Source organism: Brachybacterium tyrofermentans, assembly GCF_014897585.1.
In the GTDB taxonomy this organism is placed as follows: Bacteria; Actinomycetota; Actinomycetes; order Actinomycetales; family Dermabacteraceae; genus Brachybacterium; species Brachybacterium tyrofermentans.
The window spans coordinates 1-25,425 of sequence record NZ_JABUXW010000027.1 but is presented as its reverse complement, the minus strand read 5'-3'; the positions used below and the strand labels follow the sequence as shown (position 1 = coordinate 25,425).

Genomic DNA, 25,425 nt, shown 5'->3' with positions numbered 1-25,425 from the left:
CCGGTGCGGACGGTCTCCTGGATCGCGGTGAGGGTCGCCACCTGTGCGGCGACCCTCACCGTGCTGTCCTTCGTCGTGTTCTGGGCCACCGAGGTGCTGCCTGGCGACGCCGTCGGCGTGGTCTCCGGCCCCGATGCGACCGACGCCGAGCGTGAGGCGGTCCGGGTCGCGCTCGGCCTGGACCGGCCACCGCTGGAACGCTACGGCGTCTGGGTGGCCGGTCTCGTGCGCGGCGACCTCGGCGTCTCGCTGGTCTCGGGGCGCGAGGTCGCCGTGATCGTGGTCGCCCGGCTGGGTGCGAGCCTGGCCGTTCTGGTACCGGCGGCGGTCGGCATCGTGATCCTGGCCGGGGTGCTTGGCACGATCGCCGGGATGCGCGCCGGCGGCAGGCTGGATCGCATCTTGTCCGGGGTCACGCTTGGGCTGATCGGCACCCCGGACTTCCTCATCGCGACCGTACTGCTGGTCGTGTTCGCGGTGTGGCTGCCGATCCTCCCGGCGGTCGCGATCGTCCCTGCCGGGCAGAGCCTGTGGCAGCACCCCGAGCTGATCGCGCTGCCCGCCCTCGCCCTTGCGCTCGGAGGCTTCGGGTCGACGATGCGGCTGCTGCGCGCCTCGGTCGCGCAGACCGTCGCCACCCCGTTCGCCGAGTTCGCACGACTGAACGGCATCCGCGGGCCCGCCTACGTCCGCACCATCGTCGCGAACGCGGCACCGCCCGCCGTGCATGCCTTCACGGTCATGATCGCCGGCCTCCTTGGTGGCGGCATCGTCGTGGAGACCCTCTTCAACGTGCCGGGCCTGGGTTACGAGCTCACCCGCGCCGTCGAGAACCGGGACGTGCCGCTCGTGCAGGGCCTCGCGCTGGTGCTCGGTGCGGTCGTGCTGACGATCCTGCTCGCCGGCGACATCATCACACGGGTGCTGCAGCAGCGCACCCGGCGGCAGGAGCACTCGTGACCGCCCGCCAGTGGGTCGCCGCAGTCCCCGCGACGCTCGTGCTGCTGCTCGCCCTGACCGGTCCGTGGCTCGTGGGTGGCAGCACCAGCACCCCGGTCGGCGGCCCCTTCCAGCCGCCCGAATCCGGTATTCCGCTGGGGACGGACGTCCTGGGTCGTGACGTGCTCGCCCGCGTCCTCGCCGGCGGACGCACCCTCGTCCTGCAGGCTGCCGCGGCGACGGTGCTCGGCAGCGTGATCGGCATGTGCGTCGGCGTATGGGCGGGAATGACCCACCACGCCCGCACCAGCGGGGCGGTGCTGCGGGTCGTCGACGGCATCGCAGCGGTGCCCGCACTGCTCCTCCTACTCCTGCTGGCTGCCGGGCTCCCCGGCAACGACACGGTCGTCGCGGTCGCGATCGCCGCGGTCAGCGTCCCGTTCTCGGTGCGGGTCATCCGCGAACGCACCCACACGCTCGCGACCACCGACTACGCCCGGGACGCCGAGGCGCGCGGTGAACCTTGGACGGCACGGGTCCGGTTCGACATCCTCCCGGGCCTGATCCCGGCCGCCCTGGCCGAGGCGGGCATCCGCTTCGTCGCCGCGACCCAGCTCGCCGCCACCGCCGGGTTCCTCGGCCTGGGCGCCGGCGCCCCCGCGGCGAACTGGGGGCGCATGGTCCGCGAGAACAGCACCGGCCTCCAGACCAATGCCCTGCCCGTGCTCGTGCCCGCCGTGCTCCTCGTCGCCCTTGCGATCGGCGTCACTGCACTCCTGGATCGGGCCGCCGAGACCCGCGTCGGCGGCCTCGGACCGATCGGGCGGCTCGCATGAGCATCGCCACCGTCACCGGGCTCACCATCGCCGACCGGCAGGGGGAACCGATCCTTCACGAGGTCGACCTGACCCTGCGTCCCGGGGAGGTCACCGGGCTGGTCGGCGAGTCAGGGGCAGGCAAGACCACGCTCGCCCACGCCCTACTCGGCCACCTCGCGCCGGACCTACACCTGACCGCGGGGACGGTGCGCGTCGACGGCCGCGACCCGCTCACTCCCGCGGAACGGCGAGCGTTGCGCGGGCGGGTCACCGCGTATCTGCCGCAGGACCCCGCCAGCGCACTCGACCCCGCCCGCACGGTCGCCGCCCAGCTGCGCACCGCCGCTCGCGCCGCTCACCCCACAGCCTCACGGCGCGCGCGGCACGAGTTCAGTCGCGCTGCCGCGGAGGCCGCCGCACTCGACCCCGCCCTACTGTCCCGACATCCGGCACAGCTATCCGGCGGGCAGGCGCAGCGGGCGCTGCTGGCCTGGACCTTCCTCACCCGACCCCGACTGCTCCTGCTCGACGAGCCCACCAGCGGCCTGGACGCCGACACCGCCCTGCGGGTCAGCGCCACCTTCGCGCGGCTGCCCTGGCACCCGGCCGTGCTCTTGATCAGCCACGATCAGGACCTGATCGACCGCACCGCCGACCGCACCCTCCGCCTCGACCACGGGCACCTCTCGGAACAGACCTCCCCGCCCGCTGCTCCTATGAGCGTCACCAAGACGCCTCGGGTGGACCCGGGGCGTCATCTCGCACCGAGCCGGCCGGTGCTGTCGATGGCGGGGGTGACGATCCGCCGCGGCGGGCAGGAACTGCTGCGCGACGCCGAACTGCACCTCGAGGCCAGTGAGCTCCTCGCGATCCGCGGACCCTCCGGGGCCGGGAAGACCGCGCTCGCCCGCGCCCTCTCCGGTCTCGCCCCACCGCATGCCGGCATCCTGCGTCTGCACGACAACGAGATCCCCTGGGACGCCGCGATCCGCGCCCGAGACCATGCCCCCTTCCTCGCCTACGTCGGACAGGACGCCCGCGCCGCCCTCAACCCCCGCGAGACCGTCCGCCGCACCCTGCACCGCGCCCTCGACACGGCCCGCCGGCGATCTCGGCCGGCGCCGGCGGGACCGAAGAGCGTCCTCGCGCTCGTGGGCCTCGGCCCCGGCGTGCTGGATCGCACCCCGGATCAGCTCTCCGGCGGGCAGCGGCACCGCATCGCGCTCGCACGCGCACTCGCAGCCGGCCCCTCCGCTCTGGTCAGCGACGAGACCACGGCGGCGCTGGACCACGACAGCGCCCAGCAGATCCTCGACACACTCGACCAGCTGCGACGTGACACCGGGCTGCCGGTGCTGCTGATCACTCACCAGGATCCGGTCGCCCACCGCGCCGACCGGATCCTCACCCTCCAGGAAGGACGACTCGGATGAGCCCGTTCACGCTGCTACGTCCCGTCCGTGCCCCGCTGATCCTCGCCGTCGTGCTGCAGGCGCTCGCCGGGCTGCTGGCGCTGCTGCCCATCCTGACCCTGATCGCGTTCACCAGCGCCTGGCTCACCGGCGCTACCGCCCCCGAAGCCGGGGTCGTGATCGCCGCCGTCCTCGGCACGCTCGGGTCGGCCCTCGCCGCGGCGGGGGCGACCTGGATCACCCACCGGGCGGATGCCCGCCTGACCTGGCTGCTGCAGCGCCGCCTCGCCGACGTCATCCGCCACTCCCCGCTGCCGGTGGTGACCGGACAGGGGGCGGCCCGGCTGCGGAAGGTCGTCCAGGACGACACCGCGGCGCTGCACTACCTCGTCGCGCACACCCTGCTGGACGCCACGACCCTGATCGTCACCCCGATCGCCGGACTCGCCGCCCTCACGATCGTGGACTGGCGCCTGGCCCTGGTGAGCCTCGCCCCTCTGATCTTGGGGGTCGCCTGGTACGTGCGGGCGATGCGCGGATCGGGCGCGAACTTCGCCGAGTACGCGACCCAACAGCAACGCATCGGCGGCGCCGTCGTCGACTTCGTCCACGGGCTGCCAGTTGCGAAGATCTACGGCGATGCCGGCGGCCCGAAAACCCGCTACGCCGCGGCGGTGAACACCTTCCACGACTTCTTCCGCGCCTGGTCCGGTTCGACCGCGGCCGTGACCACCGCGTCCTGGCTCGCCGTCGCACCCGGCCTCACCACGGGGCTGCTCGCTCTCCTCGGGAGCACCGGTGTCCTCGTCGGCTGGGTGACCCCGGCCGCCCTCGTGGCCGGCGTGCTGCTCGGCCCCGCGATCGCCGCACCGGTCGCCGTCGCCGGTCCCCGCCTGCAGGCCATCCGCACCGGCCTGTCCGCGCTCGGCTCCATCGGCGATCTCCTCGACCAGCCCCACCTGACCTGGGGCAGTTCCGAACCACCCTTGCGCGGCGCCGCCACACGGCTAGAGGCCGTGACCGTCCGATACGGGGAGCAGGTCACGGTCGACGATATGACCATCGCGCTGCCCGACCGCGGGCTCGTGGCGCTGGTCGGCACATCCGGCAGCGGCAAGAGCACGCTCGCCGCCCTACTGGCACGCTTCACCGACCCCGACGAAGGCCGGGTGCTCCTCGGCGACATCGAACTGCCTGCCCTGCGGGAGGCGGACCTGTACGAGCGGATCGCGTTCGTCTTCCAGGACACCACGCTGCGCGAGACCTCCATCCGCGACGCACTCACCGGCGGCCGCCCCGTGCCGGATCACCGCATCGTCGAGGCGGCGACGCAGGCGGCGATCCAAGACCACATCTCCGGGCTCCCACACGGCTACGACACCGTCCTCGGCGAGGACACGGAGCTGTCCGGCGGGCAACGCCAGCGACTGGCTCTCGCCCGGGCGCTGCTGCGCGAACCGGACCTGCTCGTGCTCGACGAGACCCTCTCCGCGCTGGATGCGACCACCCGCACCCGCATCATGGACACCCTGCGGACGCACGCGACGGATCGGGCGGTGCTACTCATCACCCACCAACTGCACCTCGTCCGGCACGCCGACCGCATCCTCGTCCTCGACCACGGCCGGCTCGCAGGATCCGGCACCCACGAAAACCTCCTCATCGCCTGCGCTCCCTACCGCACGCTCTGGGACGCGCAGAAGACGACCACCCCGGAAGGGAGCCGCTGATGCTCCGCACCCTGCACCGCCTCCTACCCGCCCCCGATGCCCGAAGACTCGTCACGCTCACCATCTGGCTTGCCGCGGCCGCCACCCTGCACGGCGTCGCCCTGGGCATGGCGGGCATCCTCATCGCCGCCTGCCTCGATGCGGCGTCCGATCCGACGGCGTGGATGATCGTCCTGGCCGGCGCGGTCATCGCCTTCGTGGTCGCGCAATGGGTCGCGCAGATGGTCGCATTCCGGGTCGGCAGCAGCACCGCCCGCGCGCTGCACCTGCGGCTCGGCGAACAGCTGGCCGAGCTGCCACTGGGATGGTTCACCGGCACCCGGCAGGCGCACATCATCGACCTGGCCACCACCGGCGTCCCGCAGACGATGTCCTACCCAGCCATCCTGTTGCGGCCCGCGCTCACAGCACTGGTCACGCCCGTCGCCGCCGCGCTCACACTCGCCCTGCTCGACTGGCGCTTCACCCTCGCCATCCTGGGGATGACCGCCGTCGCCTTCAGCGCCAGTCGGGTCAGCGCCCGCCTGGCCCGCACGGTAGATGCCCGGCGGCACACAGTCTCCGCGGAGGCGACCCGTCGCATCCTCGAGTACGCGGACCGGCAGCCACTCATCCGTACCGACCAACGCCCCGAAGACAACGATGACCTCGACCACGCCCTCGACGCCGTCCACACCGCCGCGGGTCGCTCCGCCGGAACCGTGATCCCCGGGTTCGTCCTGTTCGGCCTGACCCTCAACGCCCTGTTCGCCATCCTGATCGGCCTCGGTGTCCTCTGGGTCGTCGGCGCGAGCCTGTCCCTCCCGACTCTGCTCGGCGTGCTCGTGGTGGCGGCACGGCTCGTCGCCGTCGCCCAATCCGGTGCTGAGCTCGCCGCCGGGCTGCGCCTGCAGGCCGGCATTCGCGACCGCCTCGCCGCTGTCCTGGGCACAGCGCCTCTCCCACATCTGCCCGACGGGCCACCGCCCGAGCCGGGTGGGGAGCTCGTCCATGTCGAGAACGTCTCGTTCGCCTACGACGATGCCCCGGTGATTCAGGAGGTCTCCTTCACGCTTCCGCGGCGCGGGCTCACCGCCCTGGTCGGACCGTCCGGATCGGGCAAGACCACCCTCGTCCGTCTGCTCGCACGATTCTGGGACCCCTCGGCCGGCAAGATCCTCCTCGACGGCACCGACCTGCGCTCGCTCGCTTCGGAGGAACTCGCCAGCGCACTGGCCGTCGTGCTCCAGGACGACTACCTGCTCGAGGGAACCATCGGCGACAACATCCGCCTCGGACGCCCGACCGCCTCCCCGCAACAGGTCGCCGCGGCCGTCACCGAAGTCGGGCTCGACGCCTTCCTCGCAGGGCTGCCGGACGGACTCGACACCCCCGTCGGGCCCGGCGGCAGCCGGCTGTCCGGCGGGCAACGGCAACGCGTGTGCGTGGCCCGCGCGCTGCTGAAGGCCGCGCCGCTCACCCTCATGGACGAAGCCACCTCTGCCCTCGACCCCGAAAACGCCTCCCTCATCGCCGACGCCGCCACGCGGCTCGCACGCACCGGAAGCGTCCTGATCATCGCCCACGACCTCGACACCGCCGCCCGCGCCGATCAGATCCTCGTCCTCGACAACGGTCGCATCGTCCAACACGGCGGCCCCACCGTGCTTGCCTCGACTCCAGGGCGCTACCGCGACCTAGTACGCGACCACGCCGGACCGCGGAGTTGACGCACCCGCATGCACATCATCGATGTCCTCGCATGTCGCGCCGAGAGCCGTGTTGCCGGAGCCCGCTCATCCCCGGAAAACAGCGAGTCAGGGCAAGCCCAGACCACCGTCGCGATCAGACGTCGATGCTGCCGCCGACACGGGCACGGCAGGTATGCGGCGGAAGCGTGGATGAGTCAGCACGAATACGGCGACAATTGCCATGATGGCTCCGCCGATGATGATCGGTAGCGGCGCCCACACCCCGTACAGCGCGGTGCTGGCAGTCGGGGCGACGACGAAGGTGAGGCCGGTGGTCGCGCCGATCAGCCCGGCAAGGCCGCCTTGCTCGTCGCGGCTGACGAGCAGGGTGGGGCCGGCGGTGTAGCCGGGCATCGCGATGCCCAGGCCCAGTCCGATGAGCAGGATCGCGGCGAACAGGAGGACGGGGCCGGCGTCGATGACGAGCGCGAGGAAGCCTGCGAACGCGATCACGCTGCCGACGCGCAGCAGGGTGGGCGGGGTCCAGCCGCTGCGGGGCACGATGACAGCCTGGGCGAGGATCATGCCGACGCCGGCGGCCAGGAGCGCGCCGCCGGTGACGAGTCCGGTGGCGGTCGCATCGAGGCCGAGGCGGTCTTGGACGATGAAGCCAGTGATGACCTGGATGAAGCCGAGCGCGGTGAACATGCCGAATCCGGCGACCAGGAACGGCCACACGCGCGAGTCGAACGGGCTGACTCTGGTGGGGGTCTCGATCAGCTCGTGCCGCGGCTCGCGGCGCAGCCGGAACAGGATCAACGCGAGGCCTGCGAGCAGCAGCACCGGCACCGCGATCAGCGGGGTGAGGATGCCGAGGGCCGAGAGTGCTCCGCCGATGACGGACCCGCCGATCATGGCGATGCCCTGCACGGCGCCGACGCCGGCCATGCCCTTGACCCGGGTTTTCTCGTCCGGGGTGACGTCGGCGATGTACGCCTGCGCGGTGGGCGGCACGGCGGCGATCGCGGTGCCGAAGCCGATGCCGCGCAGCAGGACGAACAGCAGGAACAGGGTCACGCCGGTGATCGCGCCGGTCATGCCGAGCCAGGCCAGCAGCGCGAACAGGATCATCGCGGCCGTGGCGAGCACGAACGCCGCCACGAGGACCGGCTTGCGCCCGAGGGATTGGGAGCGGCGGCCCCAGAACTGGCTGGTGAGCACGACCATGACCGCTGCGGTGCTGATCGTGACGCCGATCTGCCATTCGGCGAGACCGACCTCGCGGGACAGCGGTGCGATGATCGGGTTGAGGGTCATCTGGCCGAGGTAGATGAGCAGCACTGCGGCAAGCAGCAGCGGGATCTGCGGGCGCGGCGAGGTCGTCTCGGGCGCGGGGATCGGGGTAGCCGAGGTCATGATGCCTTCCTTATTCGTTCCGGCTGGCGTCGGCGAGCATCGGTTGCCGCTGCGTGGCGGGTGGGGTCAAAGTCAGTTGCCGGTCGGCGGCCAGGGCGAGCAGGTCGTCGTCGTGGCTGATGAGCAGCACTACGCTGCCGGCGGCGGCGACCTGGCGGATCTGATCGCAGATCGACTGGAGGTGGCGTCGGTCCACGCCCGAGCTGGGTTCGTCGAAGATCACGATGCGGCGACCGGCGACGCGGACGCCCGCGACGACCAGGCGTTGCTGTTGTCCACCGGACAGTGACAGTGGATGGCGTTCGGCGAGATGGTCGAGATCGAGGGCGGCGAGAACGGCAGCCGGATCGGGAGCGGTCGGGGCATCGACTGCGGCGAGGTCGATCTCCGCCTGCACGCTGTCGGTGAAGAGCTGGCGTTGCACGTCCTGCATGACGATTGCGCTGGCCCGTTGCCGCGCGCGCCGGCTCAGCACTCGTCCGTCGATCCGGATCGTGCCGGCGGATGTCTGCAGGCCGGTGATGATGCGGGCGAGTGTGGACTTGCCGGCGCCGTTGACGCCGCGGATCGCCGTCACTTCCCCGGCGGGGAAGGCCACCCGTTCGAGGTCGAGTACGACGCGGCCGCCGAGCCGGCAGCGGATGCCGTCTAGCAGCAGTGTCCCGCTCGGCACGTCCTCTACCGGGGCCTGTTCGGCCGCGCTGCGGCCGGCCGCGGGCAGGGCGGGCACGTCGGGCGAGCGGATCTGCCCGCGCAGTCCCTCCTGGGCGAGCACGGCGTCGGGGACGGCGCGGAACTGCGCCGCGGTCCATTCGAGGTCGACGGTGCCGTCGCGCATGACGACGACCCGGTCGATGAGGTCTTGGAGGTAGCGCAGGCGGTGCTCGGCGATGACGATCGTGACGCCCTGGGCTTTGAGGTCTGCGAGGGTGGCGGTGAGCCGTCGCACGGCGTCGGCGGACAGGTTGGAGCTGGGTTCGTCTAGCAGCAGGATGCGAGGGTCGTGGGCGGTGGCGGCAGCGATCGCGACCTGCTGTTGCTGCCCGCCGGACAGGTGCCGCAGCCGCTGCTCGATCGGGACGTGCGCCGCGAGGTCGGCGAGGGTCGCCTCGACGCGTGCTCGGATCGCGTCGCGCGGGAACCCGAAGTTCTCCATCGCGAACGCGGTCTCCTCGCGGGCGGTGTCGGTGAAGAACTGGCGTCGGGGATGCTGGAGGACGGTCCCGGTGACGAGGCCGAGGGCGTCGAGCTCGACGTCGGTGGTGACCATGCCCTCGACGGTGACGGTGCCAGTGAGGATGCCGTCCTCGTGGAACTGCGGGACGAGGCCGTTCATCAGCCGTAGAGCCGTCGACTTGCCGGAGCCCGACGCCCCGCACAGCACGACGAACTCGCCGGGCGCGATCCGCAGGTCGAGGTCGTGCAGCGCCGGGGCTTCGGCGTGCGGATAGGTCCAGGACACGCCCGTGATTTGGATCATGCGATCACCATCGTCAAGGGGTTCGGGAGCAGCAGGCTCGCCGCCGCGAGGACTGTCACGGCGAGCAGCAGCCCGAGGTCGGGCCCGCCGAACCGGGGTGGGTCGAGGGAGACGGGGACGCGGCGTGAGCCGAGTCCGCGCAGGATCGCCGAGGCGGACAGATCCTCGCTGGCGCGCAGGCTCGCGGCGATCATCGGGACGGTGAAGCGTTCCATGCTGAGGATCGGATGCCGGGCTAGGCCCGCCATGCCGACCAGTCCGCGCAGGCGCATGGCGTCCAGCACTGCGGAGGACTCCGCGGCGACGACAGGGAAGAACCGGAGCATCACGGCGAGGGTGACGGAGATCGCGCGGGGCAGGTGCCAGGCCCTCAGCGCGGCGCTGAGCTGGGTCGGCGAGGTGGTGGCGATGAGGTGTGCGCCGACCCCGAACGCAGCGACGAACCTGATGACGTATCCGCAGCCGATCGCGACGATGGTCACGACAGGGTGCGCCCAGATCAGCGGCAGCACCCACCCGAGCAAGTACATGGCGATGGCTGCGACAGGGATGAGCAGGGCACGCGACCAGGCGCGCTCCGTCACGGCGAGCACGGTCGCCAGCACGATCCCGGCCGGCACGAACATCAGCCCGCCGGGGCTCATGACGGCGAGGCTGACCAGCAGCACGAGCAGGATCTTGCTGCGCGGGTCGAGCGCCCGCCGCCCGGCGACGCTGACCGGTGTCGCGGCGATGGGGGCCGCGGTCTCAGGCAAGGCCGGCACGGACAAAGTGCTTGCGCAGGACAGCAGAGCCGAACAACCCGCCCAGGAACCCGGCGACGGCGATCGCGAGGGCCAGCACACCGAGCACCGGCAGCGTGGTGAGCGCGTCGGCGCCGGCGACGTACTCTTGGCCCATCGTCGTGAAGCTCGGGCTGCGGAGGTAGTTCTCGCGGTCGAACACGAGCGGCAGGAACGGGGTGAAGAAGCTCAGGGCGAAGATCGTGTACGCCCAGATCGCCGCCCACCTGGAGCGATACCTCCCCGCCCACAGCACAACCTCCGCGAGGACGGCGAGGACGATAATGCCGATAGTGCTGAAGACCGTGTTGCCGGTCAGCAGGTAGAACAGGGCGACGGCGACGCCGAGCAGCGTCACCATCCCGGCGTGCTTGACCCTGGTGACGAACAGCAGGAACACGATCCCGTTCACCAGCACTGACACCGGCACGACGGCAAGCCACACCAGGGGTGAGAGGATGCCGAGCATCCCGATCGCGTAGGTGACGACGATCATCAAGACGGCGAAGATCGCAACGCTCACCAGGTCGCGTGCGCTGAACCGCACCGAGAGTCGAGTCCTGGCGGGTCCGGCCTCGGTCGGGACGGTCGTGTCGGTCATGCGAGTCCCGCCTTCGCGAAGTGCTTGCGCAGCACCGCGGCGCCGAGCAGACCGCCGAGGAACCCGAAGACGATCCCGACGATCCACACGCCGAGCACGACCGGCCCGGTCAGGACGGCCTCCATCTGCGTGGCGTACTCGGCACCCATCGACTGGCTGGCCTGCTGCGAGATGTAGCCGGCGGGATCGAGGAAGAACGGAATCCAGGGTCCGATCATCCACGCCGAGAAGATCGTGTAGGTCCAGATCGCCGCCCACCTGGAGCGGTACTGCCCCGCGTACATGACCAGTTCACCGATCAGGGAGACGGCGACGATGACGAGGACGCTCTGCCACGGATGGCCCCAGCCCATCGAGGCGAGGCCGAACACGATCCCGAACAGGGTGATCATGCCGCCGTGACGGACGCGGCTGAGGAACAGCATGTACGGGATGCCGGCGACCAGCGGCGCGAGGGGCAGCGTGATCACCATCACGAGCGGGCTGATGATGCCGAGCATCGCGACGGCGAAGATCACCACGATATAGATCACAGCGAAGATGGCGACGTTCAGGAAGTCGCGGGCCTTGAACTTCAGTGTGAAGGGTGGGCGGCCCGTCGCGGTTGCGGCGGTCTGGGGTGGGGCGACGGTGTCGGACATGGGGTTCTCTTTCCGGGGTTCGGGGGTTCAGTCGTGGTGGGTGAGCTGCCAGCCGGCGGCGTCGACGCGTTCGCGCCAGTAGTGGGCGTAGGCGCCGCCTGCCGCGAGCAGTTCGGTGTGGCTGCCGGACTCGCGGATGCCGCCGTCGCCGTCGAGCATGATGATCCGGTCGGCGGTCATGATCGTCTGGAGTCGGTGAGCGACGACGACGAGGGTGCGGCCTGTACGGATCGAGTCGATGGCGTCGCCGATGGCGATCTCGTTGCCGATGTCCAGCGCGCTGGTGGCCTCATCCAGCAGCACGATCGGGGCGTCCTTGAGCAGGGCCCGGGCGATCGAGACCCGCTGCCGTTCCCCGCCAGACAGGTTCGAGCCGCCCTCCCCGACGCGCGCATCCCATCCGCCGGGCAGACGCGCGACGATTTCGTCGACGCGGGCACGGGTCGCTGCGGCGATGACCTCCTCACGGGAGAGGTCGGGGCCTCCGATCCAGACGTTGTTCAGGACGGTGTCGTCGAACAGGTAGACGTCCTGGAAGACGGGTGCCACGGCCCGTTCGATCACGTCGGTGCCCAGCTCGGGCACGGGCACGCCGCCGATGAGCACGGTCCCCGCCTCGGGGTCGTAGAAGCGGGCGATGAGCTTGGTGATCGTGGTCTTGCCTGAGCCGGACGGGCCGACGATCGCGGTCATCCCACCAGCGGGGGCGGTGAAGGACAGATCCCGGAGCACCGGGTCACCGCCGTAGCCGAAGGTGACGCCCTGGAACTCGATGCCGAAGTCGGCGGGTGTCGCCGGGTGCTCGGGCTCGGGGAGCCTGGGGACGGCGGCTAGCTCGTCGAGGCGGTCGATCGTGGTCTTCGCCACGGCGACACCGCCGCCGAGGTCGCCCGCGGTGACGATCGGCTCGTTGAACCGCACACCGAGCACGAGCAGGGCGATCAGCGTGGCGATGTCGACGGTTCCGCCGATGGCGAGGAACGCGCCGACGACCAGCAGCACCGTGACGGACAGTTGCACGAGGCCGGCGAACAGCGCGATCGCCGAGCCGCCGGTGATGAGCAGCCCCCGGTACTGGTTGTGCTGGTCCTCGAGGGCCTCGGCCACGAGACGGTCGGCGATCGAACCTTCGCCGGCGGTGCGGAGGGCGGGCTGGGCGCGGGCGAACTCGACGACCCGGTTGGAGGCTTCGTCGACCGCGACCGCGTGCGCCTTATCGCCCCGCCCGATGCTGCGGCTGAGCCAGCGGTAACCGATCACGATGATCGGCACCATCACCGTCATCGCCAGGGCGAGCCGCCAGTCGAAGAAGTACATGCCGACCAGGACGGTGCCGGGGGCGACGAACCCGGCGAGGATCTGACGCAGGATCGCGTAGGGCATCGTCGAGACGAACATCGCGCCCTGCGTCGCGAGGCCCGCGATCAGGCCGGTCCGGTCGGTGGTGTACCAGGACACCGGCAGCGAGACCACGCTGTCGCCGAGACGCTCGAGCAGCGAGTCGAGCACTGCGGTCGATGCCTCCATCCCGATCTGGGATGCGAACCACGACGCGATCACATAGCCGACGGCAGCGGCGACGACGGCGATCAGCCATCCCCAGGAGCCGTCCACGTCCCCGACGAACAGGGACCGCAGCAGGGGGACGAGCAGCAGGAACGCGATGCCCTGCAGCAGGGCAGCGACGACGACGAAGCTCAGCTCGGCGATCACCAGGCGTCGGGCGCGGGGCGAGCAGTAGTGCAGCAGACGGCGGATCACAGCTGGACTCCTTCCGGGAGAGAGCGGGCATGGTTGGCCTGGTAGTCGGCCCACATCCGCGCGAACCGGCCCCCGCTCGCGACGAGTTGCGCGTGCGTGCCGCGCTCGACGATGCGACCGCCGTCGAGCACCAGGATCTGATCGGCGCCGACGATCGTGTGCAGCCGATGGGCGATCACGAGCACGGTGCGGTCGGCGGCAAGGGTGCTCAGCGCGCGCTGGATCGCGGCCTCCGAGTCCGGATCCGCGAACGCCGTCGCCTCGTCGAGCACCAGGACCGGGGCGTCCGCCAGCAGGGCGCGGGCGATCGTGACCCGCTGGGCCTCTCCACCGGAGAGGTTCGCGTCCTCGCCGACCACGGCGTCATAGCCACGCTCGAAGCGCAGGATACGGTCGTGGATCTGTGCTGCGCGGGCGGCGGCCTCGACCTCGGCATCGGTCGCGTCGGGCCGGGTGAGGCGGATGTTGTCGCGCAGGCTCGCACGCAGCAGCTGCACATCCTGGAACACGAAGCCGACCTGCCGGTACAGTTCGCCCGACGCGATCTGGCGTACATCCGCTCCGCCGATCTGGACCGCGCCGGCGTCGACGTCGTAGAAGCGCGGGACGAGCTTCGCCAGCGTCGACTTCCCCGACCCCGAGGCGCCGACCAGGGCGGTCACGGTGCCGGGCGCGCAGGACGCGGCGATCTCGTGGAGCACGCGGTGCTCGCCGTCGTAGCTGAAGGACGCCTCCTGGAAGCTGACGGAGCGTCCCTCCGGCGTTTGCGGGGAATCCGGCTGGGAGATGGGGGGAAGGGCGAAGAACGCGGTGAGGGACTGCTGGGCCTTGGTCGCGTTGCGCAGGAACTGGCCCGAGGCGCCGAGCTTCATCAGCGGCGCGGTGAGCCCGAGCCCGAGAAGCAGGCCGGGGAGCACGTCAAGCGCGGATGCCCCGCCGGACGCGGTGAGCCAGACCGCGGCGGTGAGCAGCCAGGTGAGCACGACGATCGGCGAGGCGATGAGTTCGACGATCGTGAACACCACAGCCGTCTCGCGGGTCCACTCGCCGACGAACCTCGAGTAGTCCCTCGTCGCGTCCCGATAGCGGCGGTGGCTGCGCCCCACCTGTCCGAACCTCTTGACGACCGCGATGCCCTGCACGAACTCCACGGTCGCGCCCGACAGGGCCTGGGTCGCCTCGTCGTACTGCACGTACTTCTCCCCGGCTCCCCGCATCATCAGCGGGTAGAGGAGGAAGATCAGCACGAGCGGCACGAGAGCGGCGAGTGCCATCCGCCACTCCACGACAAAGAGATACACCAGGCTGATCACGGGCACCGTGATCGCGGTCAGGCCGTCCTGGATCGAGTGCGCGACCAGCTGATGCAGCGCGACGACGTCGTTCTCCACCAGCTTGCGGGCAGAGCCAGAGCTGCGTTGATCGAACCAGCCCAACGGCAGGCGCTGCAGATGGCGGACGATCCGCCGACGCAGCGAGTGCTGCAGCTCGGCATCCGCGAAGTGACCGACCACGCCGGACAAGAACGCCGCACCGAAGCTCACCACCAGCGCGACCACCGCGATGATGACGATCGACCAGACGCGGCCCGCGTCGACCGGCGCCCCGTCGATCGCCGGGAGCAGCACGCGGGCGAGCTCGACGATCGCGATGAACGGCACCACGCTGCTGGCCGCACCCAGGACCGCCAAGACGATGATCGCCGCCAGACTGCCACGCACCGCGGCGAAGAACGAACCCTCCGCCGCCGGTGTCTCTCTCGGTGCCACGCTCATCGCGCCCCTTCCCTCATTCTATTGAGAACGATTATCACACAGTACAATGAACAGTGTTCTAATCCCAAGCGAAACCCTACAGGTAAGGCAAGCCTTACCTCAATAGGTTTCGGAGTATGCACCTACGTAAGCCAGTCCGAGGAGCCACAGTGACCACGACGGACCCCGCACCGTTCCACGTCGGACTGACCCCCGAGCGCGTCATCGACGCCGCGGTGGAGCTGACGCACGAGTCGCACTTGATGAGCTGGTCGATCCGCGACCTCGCCGGCCGGCTCGGCGTGGCCGCCTCGGTGATCTACCACCACGTCGGCGGGAAGGACTTACTGTGCCGCCGGGTCGTCGAGCGCATGCTCGGGCAGATCGACCCGCCCGAGGCGGACCTGCCCTGGCAGGAGTGGTTCCGCACCCTCCTGTACTCGGCCGGACCTCTCGCCGCAGAGTATCCGGGCACGGCCAAGTGGATGCTCATGCACGGACCGACGCTGCCCGCGGCACTTCCTGTCCTCGAAGCCGGCATGACCGTCCTGCACCACGCGGGCTTCGGTGACCGCGCAGACTTCGCCTACGCGGTGCTGCTCAACAACGCCATGCTGACAGTCTCGATGAGCGACGACCGACTCCAGCACGAGGACGACGGCCCTCGTGACCACGCCACGATGATGACCGAGTTCCGCCAGATGCCCACCGCATCCGAAGAGGTCCGCGCGATGGGCCAGGAATTCATCCGCCCCTTCGCGGAAGGCGGCGAGACCGCCGTGCGGATGCGCTGGAACTACTACCGCCTCGTCGTCGACACCACGATCGCGGGCCTCGAGGCCAGCCTCTCAGCGTCCGACATTGACGCACCCCGGTAGCGCCGTCATTCAGACGGGTCAGGCGCTTGTGTGCGTATGCATCCGGGCGCCGGCCTCGTTGAAGATGCTGATCACCTGCGCCGGACGGCCGCCGGCAGCGGACATCGCATGCGGGGAGCGAGTGTAGAACTCGGCCGTCTCGCCACGGCTGAGCGTCAGGTTCTGCTCGCCAAGTCGCAGGCGCAGGACGTACGCACCTCTCCGGGGTGATGGCAGCAGGTGAGGGCTGCCGGTACTTGCTGAACTCTGTTGTAACCGGTGACGGCGATCGCGATGCGGCAGCAAGCGCTGACACGGCACTACCAGGAATCTGGAACGCCGTAGGGGAGCAAAGGTCGCAACGTCCGAATTATCGGTATGTGCGAGACACAGTCACGTCGCGGTGGCGCACAAGGGCGCGGCGTCGAACCGATCCGCGCATACATCGTCCCTGACGGCTAGGGCTACCCCGGCGCAGCGAAGCTAATTGATGGTGATGGGTATCGTGACGATCGGCTGCGCGAAGGTGGATACGCGGGCAAGCACTTGTATCTCCCATTCTCCGGTGACGGGCATGTCTAGATCCGCGGAGTATTGACCGGTTACTGGGTCGAGTTCGGCTGTGGTCTGGAACGGCCCGAGATCGTGTTCGGCCTGGTGGGTGCGAATGGTCACGTCGTCGGGCGTGACTGGTTCGCCGTCGTATTCGAGTGTGAAGGTGATCTCGTTCTCGCCGGTCAGCGCTGGTTCGAGTTCGCCCCTCAGCGATAGCCCTTGGGCGTCCGCGTCGATAGTGACGGTCTGAGCGGTGGCTGCCGTGATCTCGGTTGGGGTGTCGTGGTGGTCGTGTGTGGGGCTGAGGTTGGTGAGGAAGCCGGTGAGCAGCAGGATGGCGACAAGGAGTGCGGCTTCGTAGCTGAGGGTTCGGGTCAGCGTCTGCCATTGCATGCGTGCGGTTGGTCGTGACGCGATGCGTGGGAGGAGTCGGGTCCTGTTGTAGGCAGCGATCGCGATGACGGGGATGAGGATCCCGATCTTGAGCAGGAGGGTGAGCCCGTAGTTGGTGGTGATGAGAGCGTTGACGCTTCCGACGATCATGATGCCCATGACAGTTCCGCTGACTGCGAGGACGGCGACGCTCCACACCGCGATGCGGGAGAACCTCTGCACGACCTTCGCAGCGAGCGTCGGTGCGGTACGGGCCTCTTGGGTATTGGTGACGCGGGTGGCGGCGAGGAATAGGAGGAGGCCGAGGACTCCTCCGGTCCAGAACGCGCCGGCGAGAAGGTGTCCGAGGTCGGCGGCGATGATCAGTGCCCGTGGTTCCATCAGTTGGGTATGCCCGACGAGCACGGGCGCGGCCAGCGCGAGGAGCGGCGGCAGCACGGCGAGCAGGCGCATCCCCCTGTTCCCCAGCTGTCGTGTCGATAGCACTGTGGCTCCGGCGAGTCCTGCGCATACGATGATGGCCGCAGTCACCGGTGCCCAGAAGACACCCGACCACCATGCAGTCGGATCGAGCACCGCGGTCAGTGGGTTTCCAGTCACGTTGAGCGCTGACGTGGGAATGAGCAGCAGCGAGGCGGCTCCTGCGCCGATGCCGGTCAGTCGCAGGATGTTCCTGGACCGGCGTTCAGGTGGTGCCGTGCTGCGCAGCACCAGTCGCTCGAACAGGACCAGGCCGGCGAAGACCAGAAGCGAGAGGTACTGCAGTGCAGTCAGGGCACTGACGGCGAACTGCGTATCCTGCGGGGTCGCGGTTTCCACGACGGGAGCCGTCGCGCTGTCCGCCTGGCCGTCTCCGATGGTGAAGGCGATCGCACCGGATATGGGGTGCCCGTCTGCTGAGACGACGCGGTAGCTCAGCGCATAGGCTCCGTCGGCTAGGTCGGCGGGGAGCACGGCGATGACGCTGGTGTTGTTCACGTGTGCGTCGAGTGTGAGGGGGTCGTCATCGCCGGGAAACAGGCGGATGCTGCCGTCGATGAGCTGTACGGGCTCGTTGAACGTCAGCACTGCCTCCGCGGGGGCCTCGTCGAGCACGGCACCGTTCTCCGGTGTCGTGGACAGCAGCTCGGCATGTGCGGACGCCGTCTGTGCTCCGGTGAGCGTCAGCAGTCCTCCCAGGAGGAGGACTGCCAGCACTCGGAGAGACAGGGCGAGGCCGCGTCGCGGTTGGTGTTTCCCGGCGATGAGAGTGGTCACGCCTTCTTGCGTCCCCTCAGCAGGGCGATCACGGCGATGATCAGGCCGAGGGCCCCGACGGCGAGCGAGGTGACCACGAGCGGCGTCTGATCTGCAGGAGCTGACGCGGATGCCGAATCCTCGTCGTGCGCATCGACGGTGGCCTCGGAGCTGTCACCGTGCCCGTGCGATCCAGCGTCGCTGGCTGCGACGACGTCGACGCTCGGGGCTGGTGCATCAAGATCGTGGCCGTCCTGACCTTCTTCCGGGATCTGCACCCAGGCGGTCTCGCCCTGTTCGCAGGTCTGGACGGTCGGGAAGTACAGGGTGGTGTCGGTTGCGTCCTCGGGGATCTGCAGTGAGAGTTCGAACGCGTCCCGCTGCCCATCGGGCAGGGGCGTCGAGGCGGTGTAGACGACCTGCGCGACCCGCTCGGTGACCTCGTTCCCGTGACTGTCGGTAATCGGGGTGTCGAGGTCTTCCATCACCTTCTCGACGGTGTAGAGGCCGTTGCGGGTGGGTGTGACGGCGTTGATGCCCTCGGGGATCTGGATCGCCACCTCCGTCGTCGCAGACCCATCGCATCCATGCGGCACCCCGAAGGTGAGGATCGAGTACGAGCCGGCCTCGACCGGGCCTTCGGCAATGCTGACGTGTGCGCTCGCGGCGACCGCGCCGCCGAGAACCAGTACGGCAGTAGCCGCGAGGGCTCCGGTTCCGATCAGCAGGGGTCTCTTGGCGCGTCGTGCACTCATGGTGTCTCTCTTTCTTGTTGACCCGCCGGCAGCGCCAGCGGACTGATGGTGGTGGTCAAGGGGTGTTCAGCCAGTGATCATCGGCCAGCACATCGCTGCCATGCCGAAGCTCATGAGCGCCCCGGAGGCGACATCCCCGGTGTGCGCAAGCCAGGTGGTACGCCCGCGCATGCAGCGGACGAGCTCGACCAGAAAGACGACCCCGGACGTCGTCAGCGCCGCGGTGACGGCAACCCCGGTCAGGGCCGCCCACGGCTCGAGCCCTCCATGGTGATGGTCATGCGTCGTGGCGTCGGATCCGGAAGGCATCGCGAGGAGCATCCAGACCATCGCGAGCATCATGACCGCGTGTGCCGCCTGATGCCACGCGCTGTGTCCGCCCACGGCAGCCCGGGTGATGCGACGCCGCGTCTGGAGGAGCACCACCGCAGCGAACCAGGCCGTGCCGGCCGAGAAGAAGAGCGTCTGCGGGAGTGACGGCAGTACGGTCCACCACGGCCAGCACATGGCGATCATCACGAGGCTCATCACCAGGTGCAAAGCGTTGCCCACGATGAGCAGCGGCTTGCGGTCTGTGACGAGCCGCAGTGTTGCGTACGCGGCGGTCGCGGAGAAGGCGAGTGTCAGCGTCCATTGGAGCACCGGGTCAGACAGCATGCCACACACCTTATCTCTACAACATGTAGTAGATACATTAGCGGGGTGGCGATCGCGAGGTCAAAACGCCTGCGCACAGCGCCTCCCGGGTGAGCCGGTCCAGCTCCCGCGAGGGCGCTACCGCCTGCGCAAGCGCTTGCGCAGGCGTTCGACGCCTTTGCGCACCCGAAAGGCGACGGAGTCCCATTCGTCGCGCAGGGTGGGATCTGAGAGCTGTGGGGGCCGTGGTGGTGTGGTGAGGGCGGTCCACAGGATGAGGAGGTAGAGCATCGCGGCAAGGGACAGCGGCAGGAAGAACTCCATCGGGGTATCTGTCTCCTGACGTTCTCCTACCGGGTGCTGCGCACGCGCTGGATGCGGAGGCTGTTGTAGACGACGAGCACGGATGACAAGGACATCGCGGCGGCGGCGATGAGGGGGTTCAAGAACCCGGCTGCAGCGATAGGGATGGCGGCGATGTTGTATCCGAAGGCCCAGCCGAGGTTGGTGCGGATGGTGCGGAGGGTCTTGCGGGAGATCGCGATCGCATCCGGGATGACGTGGAGGTCGTCGCGGACGAGGATGATGTCCGCGGCTTTGAGGGCGATGTCGGTGCCGGACACGAGCGCGAGCCCGAGGTCGGCGGTGGCGAGGGCGATGGCGTCGTTGATACCGTCGCCGACCATCGCGACCTTCTCTCCGGCTGCTTGGAGTTCGCGGACGACGTCAGCCTTCTGGGCAGGGGCGACACCGGCGTGGACGCGTTCGATGCCGAGTTCGGCCGCGATGCGCGCGCCAGCAGCGGGGCTGTCGCCGGTGAGGAGCACGGTGGTGAGATTCTGGGCGTGCAGCGCTGTGATGGCGTCCGCGGCGCCAGGCTTGATGGTGTCGGCGAGGGCGATCAGCCCGATCAGGTGCCCGTCGCGGGCGACGAGGGCGACGGTGTGCCCGTGCTCGTGGGCATCCGAGAGAGCGGCGACCGCCGGGGTGAGGTCGACGCCGCGCTCGCGGAGCAGGTCGGCGTTCCCGACGACGAGGGTGCTCCCTGCGATGCGGGCCGTAGCACCGAGACCAGGGAGGGCGGTGAAGTCCTCCAACGGGTGAAGGTCGGTGACGTGAGCGCGGGCGGCGTCCTGGATAGCGCGCGCGATCGCATGCTCGGAACCCTGCTCGACGGACGCGGCCAAACGCCACAGCTCATGATCGGCGATTCCAAAGGGGGTCGCGGTTTCGACGATCATGCGTCCGGTGGTGAGGGTTCCGGTCTTATCGAGAACGACGGTGGTGATGGTGCCGGAGGCTTCGAGGGCGTCGTGGCCTTTGATCAGGATGCCGAGGGTCGCGGCCCGCCCGATCCCGACCATGAGCGCAGTCGGCGTTGCGAGCCCGAGTGCGCAGGGGCAGGCGATGATGAGGACGCTGATCCCGATGCCGAACGCCTGCGCAAACGGAGTGCCGGTGAGGGTCCACGCGAGGCTGACGATGATCGCAAGGGCGATGACGGCGGGGACGAACCAGGTGACGATCCGGTCGACGAGGTTCTGCACGCGCGCTTTGCGGGCCTGGGCCTGCTCGGTGAGCGCGGCCATCTGCGCGAGCTGGGTGTTGGCGCCGACAGATGTCGTGGTCACCTCCAGGCGACCGTCGGTGCTGATCGTGCCGCCGGTCACCGCAGCTCCGGGGCCAACCGGGACGGGGACGGGTTCCCCGGTCATCATGCTCGCATCCACCGCAGCGGCGCCCGCGTGGACGGTGCCGTCAGCGGGGATCGTCTCTCCCGGGAGGACGACGAACGTGTCGCCGACGCGGAGCGCCGTTGCGGGCTCGATCGTCTCGACGCCGTCGCGGACAACCCGGACATGGGTGGCGGCGAGAGCGTTCAGCGCCCCGAGCACATCACCTGCCTTGCGACGGGAGCGGGTCTCGAAGTACCGGCCGGCGAGCTGGAAGGTCGTCATACCGGCGGCGACGTCGAGATAGATGGAGTCGGCACCTGCGGGGGTGACGCCGAAGCCGAGCCAGTAGCCGGCGGCCTCGGTGGTGCCGAACCCGAGCAGCAGGGTAAGGATCGCCCATCCGAAGGACGCGGCGATGCCGAGAGAGACGAGCGTGTCCATGCTGACCGCGCCGTGGCGGAGGTTACGGAGCGTCGCCCGGTGGAACGGCCACGCCGCCCATGTCACGATCGGCAGCGCCATCAGCACGCATACCCATTCCCAGCCGGGGAACCTCCAGCCGGGGACGAGGGCCAGGACGATCGTGATGTCCATGAGTGGGACGGTGAGCAGCGCGGACACGGCCAGGCGCCTCCGGAGCGACGAGATCCGTACCTCGGTGGCGCGCGTCGACCAGGCGTCGTCGCTGCCATCGCGCAGGTGCGCACCGTATCCGGCGTTCTCGACCTGCCGGATCGCCGTGGCTACGTCGCTGTCGGGAAGGCCGGAGATGATGGCGCGTTCGGTGGCGTAGTTGACGCTCGCCGTCACACCGTCGAGCTTGCCCAGTGCGCGCTCGACGCGTCCCGCGCAGGCCGCGCACGTCATCCCAGAGATGTCGAGCTCCACCGGAGCGAGAGCCACAGGTGTGGTGGTGTCTGTCGTCGTCATGAGTGGGTGTCCTCTCGGACGGTCGGTCGGGGCCCGGGTCGCGTCGCGTCGCGGTCGGTGAGGCGTTGGAGCATCTGGTTGTAGGCGTCGTATTCGTCATCGCGGCCGGTGTCGAGGTGCCGGTCCTTACGGCGGGCGTCCCTGGCGTCTTGCCTGCTCCATTGGATGCCAAGTGCGACGATGACGATCATCAGCGGGATCTCCCCACCCGCCCAGGCGACGCCGCCACCGAGATACTGCTGAGCCTGCAGATCGGCCCAGGGCAAGTCGAGGTAGCGGTAGAAGGTCTCGGCGATGATGTCGGAGCTGGTCATCAGGATCACCCCGAAGAACGCGTGGAACGGCATCGCCGCAAGCACGTACCCGAGCTTGCCGATGTGCGGCAGGGGCCGCGGGGGCCGGTCGACGCCGATGATCAGGCTGTAGTAGAGGTAGCCGACGATGAGAAAGTGCAGGTTCATGAGCTGGTGCGCCCAGTGGAACCTCATGTAGTCGCCGAAGATGCCGGTGAGGTAGAGGCCGTAGTAGGAGCCGATGAAGACCACGAAGACGATCAGCGGGTTGTAGAGGAACTGCAGCACCCGCCAGTGCAGCACCCACGTGATCCAGTCGTGCAGGCCCGCGGGCTCGTTCCGGTCCGAGCGGCTCGCGCGCAGCAGCAACGTGACGACACCACCGAGGACGAGAAGCCCGGGGGCCAGCATGTTCAGCGACATGTGCACGATCATGTGCACCCCGAAGTCCGGGGCGGAGTACTTCCCGAACCCGGAGCTCGTCGCGACGACCACAACCGTCCACCCGCCGATCCAGGCCGCCGTCCGCCCGAGAGGCCACCGATCACCCCGGCGGTGCAGCGTGCGCACGGCGACCAGGTAGACGATGATCGCCGCTGCGGCGATACCCAGAAACAGGAGGTTCGGACGCCACTGCCCGAACAGCACTCCGAGCGTCGGGGCGTCGGGAACCTCGAAGCCCATGAAGACCTGCTCGATGCTCGTCGGGACGAAGTACTGCGGCGGGGGTTGGCGCGTCATCGCCACGCCCACACCTGTCCACCCCGCCACCGCACCGGCTGAGAGCGAGAGCAGCGCGGTGAGATGACCTGCGCGCAGCTTCCCCCTGCTCGCGAGAATCGCGGCGGTCGCAAACGCCGCGGCGACGAGTGTCAGACAGGCGAGGCCTGCGAGGACGAGCCATCCGGTCAGCGAGGCCGTCATGCTGCTGCCAGCGAGTTTGAACACAGCGATGATCACATCCGTGATCACGATGACAGGGAGCGCGATGACACCGATCCAGAACAGCCGACGCAACGTCACGGGCGAGACAAGCCGCCCCGAGGCCACCCGCACGGCGGCGACCAGCACCGCCCCGAAGAACGCATTCACAGCGATGGTCTGGAAGATCGCCGCGTCGCTGCCGAAGTCATGATCGGGGCCCACGAGCACCTGCCCGGAGACAACCGGCGCGAGCACCGCGATCCCGGTCGCCCACAGCGGGATCAGCAGGCCCGTCCATCATTCTGCGAAAAACGAAGCGAAGAGGACAACCAGCGCTGCCAGGAAACTGACCGTCCACGCCTTCGGCGCGTAGCTCGCCTCCCACAAGTACGGCAACGCGCCAGGAGTAGCCAGTCGCGCCAACGGAGTGCCGTTGGAATCGAGAGCCTCGAAGACCACAAGCGCACCCGCGCACGTCGCCCACACACCGGAGGCGACGCGCAGCACCGAGATCTCGAAACCATCCTCGAGATACCGCGCTTTACGGGCTGGGGCGGCTCGCAAGAACAGCACATGCACCAGAGCCCCACTGGTGGCCAGGGTCCCGAGCTGGGCACCCGAGAGCAGGATCGTGGTGACTATGGCCACATCGACACCGGGATACCCGACATGCAGAAGGTCATACGGTTCTTCGCCGAGCATGACCGCCACGACGACCGGGAAGACGGCAAGGGCGAGGGCGGCTCCGCCGATCAGAAGCGCGACCACCGCAGCCAGAGGTTTACGGACTCGAGGATCCGGCACGGACGCGGGTACTGGCTCCGGGACGGGCGCTGCAGTGGGAGCGGCCGCGATGGTGTCAGGCATTCGTCGCCGTGGTCCAGGACCGCACCGTGTAGCCGGCATCCTCGACAGCCGACTCCACCGCATTCAGATCAAGGGGAACCTCGTGAGCGAGAAGAACGCGACCGGAAGCAGCATCCACCTGGACATCGACGACACCCGAGAGCGCGGAAAGCTCGGCCGTAGCAGCACGCTCGCAGTGCTCACAGGTCATCCCGTTCACCCAGAACTCGAACCCGGCCATGACCACTCCTCCTGACACCGAACCACTCCCCTAACTCTACATCGTGTCGTAGACAAGAGTGGTTCGGAGGTGTGGAGTCAGGCGCGTGCGAGGGCTGCTCCGCGCTGGCTCCGCGGCTTCTTCCAGCGGCGCAGGGTAAGCCGGTCTGCGCGAAGCTCCAGCCCGGGATCGGCGGTCGTGCGCCCCATGGTCGCGAGGGCGTTAGCAAGGTGGACGGCGCCAGCGCGACGGGCGGCGGCATCGTCCGCGATGAGTTCGATCAACAGGAGGGTGGCCCGCTTGAGCGCTCGCCCGGCCGGGAACCGCTTGGGCAAGCAGAGCGCGTTGATCTCAGCGATCCGCACGGCCCACCCGTGATGCTGTCGCAGATGAGCACGCTCATGCTCGATCACGGCACGAAGCTGCGGGCCGCTCAGCATCTCCTTGAGCGCCGTGGAGAGGAAGATCTCCGGCTCCCCAGAAGGCACGGCACACGCCACCGGCTCGTCGGAGCCGAACCACACGAGCGTGACACCATCCGAGTGCTCGCGGGACACCGCGACCGGGGCGAAACGACCGACCGCCTCCCGCCACGAATCGGCGAGCGGCTCCGCAGTCGCGGAGACAAGAGCGATCACCGCGGCCAGCACCCCGAGACTCAGCCAGCCCGCGATCGTCAAGAGCAGGCCTTCGACGGTTCCGTGCACCTCTCCGACCTCGACGCAGCACATCAGCGCCGTCACGGCAGAAGCGACCGCGCACCCGATGCCGGCGAAGAGGGCACTGAACCACAGGGCCAGTGCGGTGCGCGGGTGGCGCACCTGCCACCTGCCGGCGGTCAGCACGAGCGGCGCGAGTAGCAGAATCAGTGCTGCTGCAGCCAGGAAGGAACCTGTGGCGATCACATGATCACCTGCGCTTGCGCGAGGTCTTGCCGGTGATGGCGCTGCGGAGCAGGTCGAGGTCTTCCTCGGCGAGGTTTCCGGCGAACTGCAACAGCGCAGCCTGCCGGTCGCCGGCACCATCCAGGGCGCTCATCATGGACTGAGCTGCTGCGGTGATTTCGGACAGCGGATTCGGTTGATTTCTTATGCTGTCGT

The 25,425-nt window shown here is 69.2% G+C and carries 22 protein-coding genes and 1 pseudogene; 6 read left to right on the top strand and 17 right to left on the bottom strand.

The annotated features are described in order from the left end of the window. Positions 1-3: 3 nt before the first annotated feature. From INT49_RS21610 to INT49_RS16935, 5 genes are read left to right on the top strand one after another with little or no spacing between them, the layout of a single operon-like run. Entirely contained in the window at positions 4-960 is a 957-nt protein-coding gene (locus tag INT49_RS21610; RefSeq protein ID WP_193118928.1) for an ABC transporter permease, read from the top strand. Next, positions 957-1,775, top strand: a complete 819-nt coding sequence (locus INT49_RS16950; RefSeq protein WP_193118927.1) for an ABC transporter permease subunit — start codon at positions 957-959, stop codon at positions 1,773-1,775. The genes INT49_RS21610 and INT49_RS16950 overlap by 4 nt, the downstream gene beginning before the upstream one ends. Next, a complete protein-coding gene (locus tag INT49_RS16945) occupies positions 1,772-3,190 on the top strand; it encodes an ABC transporter ATP-binding protein (RefSeq protein ID WP_193118926.1) in 1,419 nt (472 codons plus the stop codon). Before INT49_RS16950 ends, INT49_RS16945 begins: the two co-directional genes overlap by 4 nt. Then, positions 3,187-4,899 carry an ABC transporter ATP-binding protein gene (locus INT49_RS16940; protein ID WP_193118925.1) on the top strand — a complete coding sequence of 571 codons (1,713 nt, stop codon included), beginning with the start codon at positions 3,187-3,189 and terminating at the stop codon, positions 4,897-4,899. The genes INT49_RS16945 and INT49_RS16940 overlap by 4 nt, the downstream gene beginning before the upstream one ends. Then, the gene (locus INT49_RS16935) at positions 4,899-6,608 is read left to right on the top strand and encodes an ABC transporter ATP-binding protein (RefSeq protein ID WP_193118924.1); all 1,710 of its coding nucleotides are present in this window, start codon (positions 4,899-4,901) and stop codon (positions 6,606-6,608) included. Before INT49_RS16940 ends, INT49_RS16935 begins: the two co-directional genes overlap by 1 nt. An 87-nt stretch (positions 6,609-6,695) precedes the next feature. Here the strand turns inward: INT49_RS16935 and INT49_RS16930 are convergent, their stop codons facing one another. Genes INT49_RS16930 through INT49_RS16900 form a run of 7 tightly spaced genes read right to left on the bottom strand, consistent with a single transcriptional unit; the run spans position 6,696 to position 15,025 of the window. After that, the gene (locus INT49_RS16930) at positions 6,696-7,985 is read right to left on the bottom strand and encodes an MFS transporter (protein WP_193118923.1); all 1,290 of its coding nucleotides are present in this window, start codon (positions 7,983-7,985) and stop codon (positions 6,696-6,698) included. A 10-nt stretch (positions 7,986-7,995) separates the two neighbouring features. Then, positions 7,996-9,465: an ATP-binding cassette domain-containing protein gene (locus tag INT49_RS16925; protein ID WP_193118922.1), complete on the bottom strand. Its 1,470-nt coding sequence runs from the start codon at positions 9,463-9,465 to the stop codon at positions 7,996-7,998. Continuing rightward, positions 9,462-10,229 (bottom strand): energy-coupling factor transporter transmembrane component T, encoded by a 768-nt coding sequence (locus INT49_RS16920; protein ID WP_319021677.1) that lies wholly within the window; start codon positions 10,227-10,229, stop codon positions 9,462-9,464. Before INT49_RS16920 ends, INT49_RS16925 begins: the two co-directional genes overlap by 4 nt. Then, entirely contained in the window at positions 10,213-10,848 is a 636-nt protein-coding gene (locus INT49_RS16915) for an MptD family putative ECF transporter S component (protein ID WP_193118920.1), read from the bottom strand. The genes INT49_RS16920 and INT49_RS16915 overlap by 17 nt, the downstream gene beginning before the upstream one ends. Further along, complete coding sequence (locus INT49_RS16910) at positions 10,845-11,489, bottom strand: MptD family putative ECF transporter S component (RefSeq protein WP_193118919.1); 645 nt, start codon at positions 11,487-11,489, stop codon at positions 10,845-10,847. Before INT49_RS16910 ends, INT49_RS16915 begins: the two co-directional genes overlap by 4 nt. A 27-nt stretch (positions 11,490-11,516) precedes the next feature. After that, positions 11,517-13,250 carry an ABC transporter ATP-binding protein gene (locus tag INT49_RS16905; RefSeq protein ID WP_193118918.1) on the bottom strand — a complete coding sequence of 578 codons (1,734 nt, stop codon included), beginning with the start codon at positions 13,248-13,250 and terminating at the stop codon, positions 11,517-11,519. After that, positions 13,247-15,025 (bottom strand): ABC transporter ATP-binding protein, encoded by a 1,779-nt coding sequence (locus INT49_RS16900; protein ID WP_193118917.1) that lies wholly within the window; start codon positions 15,023-15,025, stop codon positions 13,247-13,249. The genes INT49_RS16905 and INT49_RS16900 overlap by 4 nt, the downstream gene beginning before the upstream one ends. 149 nt (positions 15,026-15,174) lie before the next feature. On the opposite strand from INT49_RS16900, the gene INT49_RS16895 reads away from it, so the two are divergent. Continuing rightward, a complete protein-coding gene (locus tag INT49_RS16895) occupies positions 15,175-15,882 on the top strand; it encodes a TetR/AcrR family transcriptional regulator (protein ID WP_319021676.1) in 708 nt (235 codons plus the stop codon). Positions 15,883-16,344: 462 nt separating this feature from the next. On the opposite strand, the gene INT49_RS16890 is transcribed toward INT49_RS16895, so the two are convergent. From INT49_RS16890 to INT49_RS21285, 10 genes and pseudogenes are all read right to left on the bottom strand, one after another. Continuing rightward, positions 16,345-18,066 (bottom strand): copper resistance protein CopC, encoded by a 1,722-nt coding sequence (locus INT49_RS16890; RefSeq protein WP_193118915.1) that lies wholly within the window; start codon positions 18,064-18,066, stop codon positions 16,345-16,347. Continuing rightward, positions 18,063-18,800 (bottom strand): YcnI family copper-binding membrane protein, encoded by a 738-nt coding sequence (locus INT49_RS16885; protein ID WP_193118914.1) that lies wholly within the window; start codon positions 18,798-18,800, stop codon positions 18,063-18,065. The genes INT49_RS16890 and INT49_RS16885 overlap by 4 nt, the downstream gene beginning before the upstream one ends. Before the next feature lie 66 nt (positions 18,801-18,866). Further along, positions 18,867-19,457, bottom strand: a complete 591-nt coding sequence (locus tag INT49_RS16880) for a DUF5134 domain-containing protein (RefSeq protein ID WP_193118913.1) — start codon at positions 19,455-19,457, stop codon at positions 18,867-18,869. Between the two features lie 117 nt (positions 19,458-19,574). After that, positions 19,575-19,760 (bottom strand): hypothetical protein, encoded by a 186-nt coding sequence (locus INT49_RS16875; RefSeq protein ID WP_193118912.1) that lies wholly within the window; start codon positions 19,758-19,760, stop codon positions 19,575-19,577. A gap of 26 nt (positions 19,761-19,786) precedes the next feature. Further along, the gene (locus INT49_RS16870) at positions 19,787-22,042 is read right to left on the bottom strand and encodes a heavy metal translocating P-type ATPase (protein WP_193118911.1); all 2,256 of its coding nucleotides are present in this window, start codon (positions 22,040-22,042) and stop codon (positions 19,787-19,789) included. Next, on the bottom strand, positions 22,039-23,514 hold the full coding sequence (locus INT49_RS16865; protein ID WP_193118910.1) for a cytochrome c oxidase assembly protein: 1,476 nt from the start codon (positions 23,512-23,514) through the stop codon (positions 22,039-22,041). The genes INT49_RS16870 and INT49_RS16865 overlap by 4 nt, the downstream gene beginning before the upstream one ends. Before the next feature lie 42 nt (positions 23,515-23,556). After that, positions 23,557-24,027: a hypothetical protein gene (locus INT49_RS16860; protein ID WP_193118909.1), complete on the bottom strand. Its 471-nt coding sequence runs from the start codon at positions 24,025-24,027 to the stop codon at positions 23,557-23,559. Between the two features lie 91 nt (positions 24,028-24,118). Further along, positions 24,119-24,346 carry a heavy-metal-associated domain-containing protein gene (locus INT49_RS16855; protein ID WP_193118908.1) on the bottom strand — a complete coding sequence of 76 codons (228 nt, stop codon included), beginning with the start codon at positions 24,344-24,346 and terminating at the stop codon, positions 24,119-24,121. Positions 24,347-24,423: 77 nt separating this feature from the next. Beyond that, the gene (locus tag INT49_RS16850) at positions 24,424-25,230 is read right to left on the bottom strand and encodes a M56 family metallopeptidase (RefSeq protein ID WP_193118907.1); all 807 of its coding nucleotides are present in this window, start codon (positions 25,228-25,230) and stop codon (positions 24,424-24,426) included. Between the two features lie 4 nt (positions 25,231-25,234). Beyond that, positions 25,235-25,425, bottom strand: a pseudogene (locus INT49_RS21285) (hypothetical protein); the annotation flags it as partial.

What these genes read in the sequence shown, in the direction of transcription:
- INT49_RS16945 (WP_193118926.1), top strand. Translation starts at nt 1,772, where the DNA reads ATGAGCATCGCCACCGTCACCGGGCTCACCATCGCCGACCGGCAGGGG.
- INT49_RS16940 (WP_193118925.1), top strand. Translation starts at nt 3,187, where the DNA reads ATGAGCCCGTTCACGCTGCTACGTCCCGTCCGTGCCCCGCTGATCCTC.
- INT49_RS16935 (WP_193118924.1), top strand. Translation starts at nt 4,899, where the DNA reads ATGCTCCGCACCCTGCACCGCCTCCTACCCGCCCCCGATGCCCGAAGA.
- INT49_RS16930 (WP_193118923.1), bottom strand. Translation starts at nt 7,985, where the DNA reads ATGACCTCGGCTACCCCGATCCCCGCGCCCGAGACGACCTCGCCGCGC.
- INT49_RS16925 (WP_193118922.1), bottom strand. Translation starts at nt 9,465, where the DNA reads ATGATCCAAATCACGGGCGTGTCCTGGACCTATCCGCACGCCGAAGCC.
- INT49_RS16915 (WP_193118920.1), bottom strand. Translation starts at nt 10,848, where the DNA reads ATGACCGACACGACCGTCCCGACCGAGGCCGGACCCGCCAGGACTCGA.
- INT49_RS16910 (WP_193118919.1), bottom strand. Translation starts at nt 11,489, where the DNA reads ATGTCCGACACCGTCGCCCCACCCCAGACCGCCGCAACCGCGACGGGC.
- INT49_RS16900 (WP_193118917.1), bottom strand. Translation starts at nt 15,025, where the DNA reads ATGAGCGTGGCACCGAGAGAGACACCGGCGGCGGAGGGTTCGTTCTTC.
- INT49_RS16885 (WP_193118914.1), bottom strand. Translation starts at nt 18,800, where the DNA reads ATGAGTGCACGACGCGCCAAGAGACCCCTGCTGATCGGAACCGGAGCC.
- INT49_RS16880 (WP_193118913.1), bottom strand. Translation starts at nt 19,457, where the DNA reads ATGCTGTCTGACCCGGTGCTCCAATGGACGCTGACACTCGCCTTCTCC.
- INT49_RS16875 (WP_193118912.1), bottom strand. Translation starts at nt 19,760, where the DNA reads ATGGAGTTCTTCCTGCCGCTGTCCCTTGCCGCGATGCTCTACCTCCTC.
- INT49_RS16870 (WP_193118911.1), bottom strand. Translation starts at nt 22,042, where the DNA reads ATGACGACGACAGACACCACCACACCTGTGGCTCTCGCTCCGGTGGAG.
- INT49_RS16855 (WP_193118908.1), bottom strand. Translation starts at nt 24,346, where the DNA reads ATGGCCGGGTTCGAGTTCTGGGTGAACGGGATGACCTGTGAGCACTGC.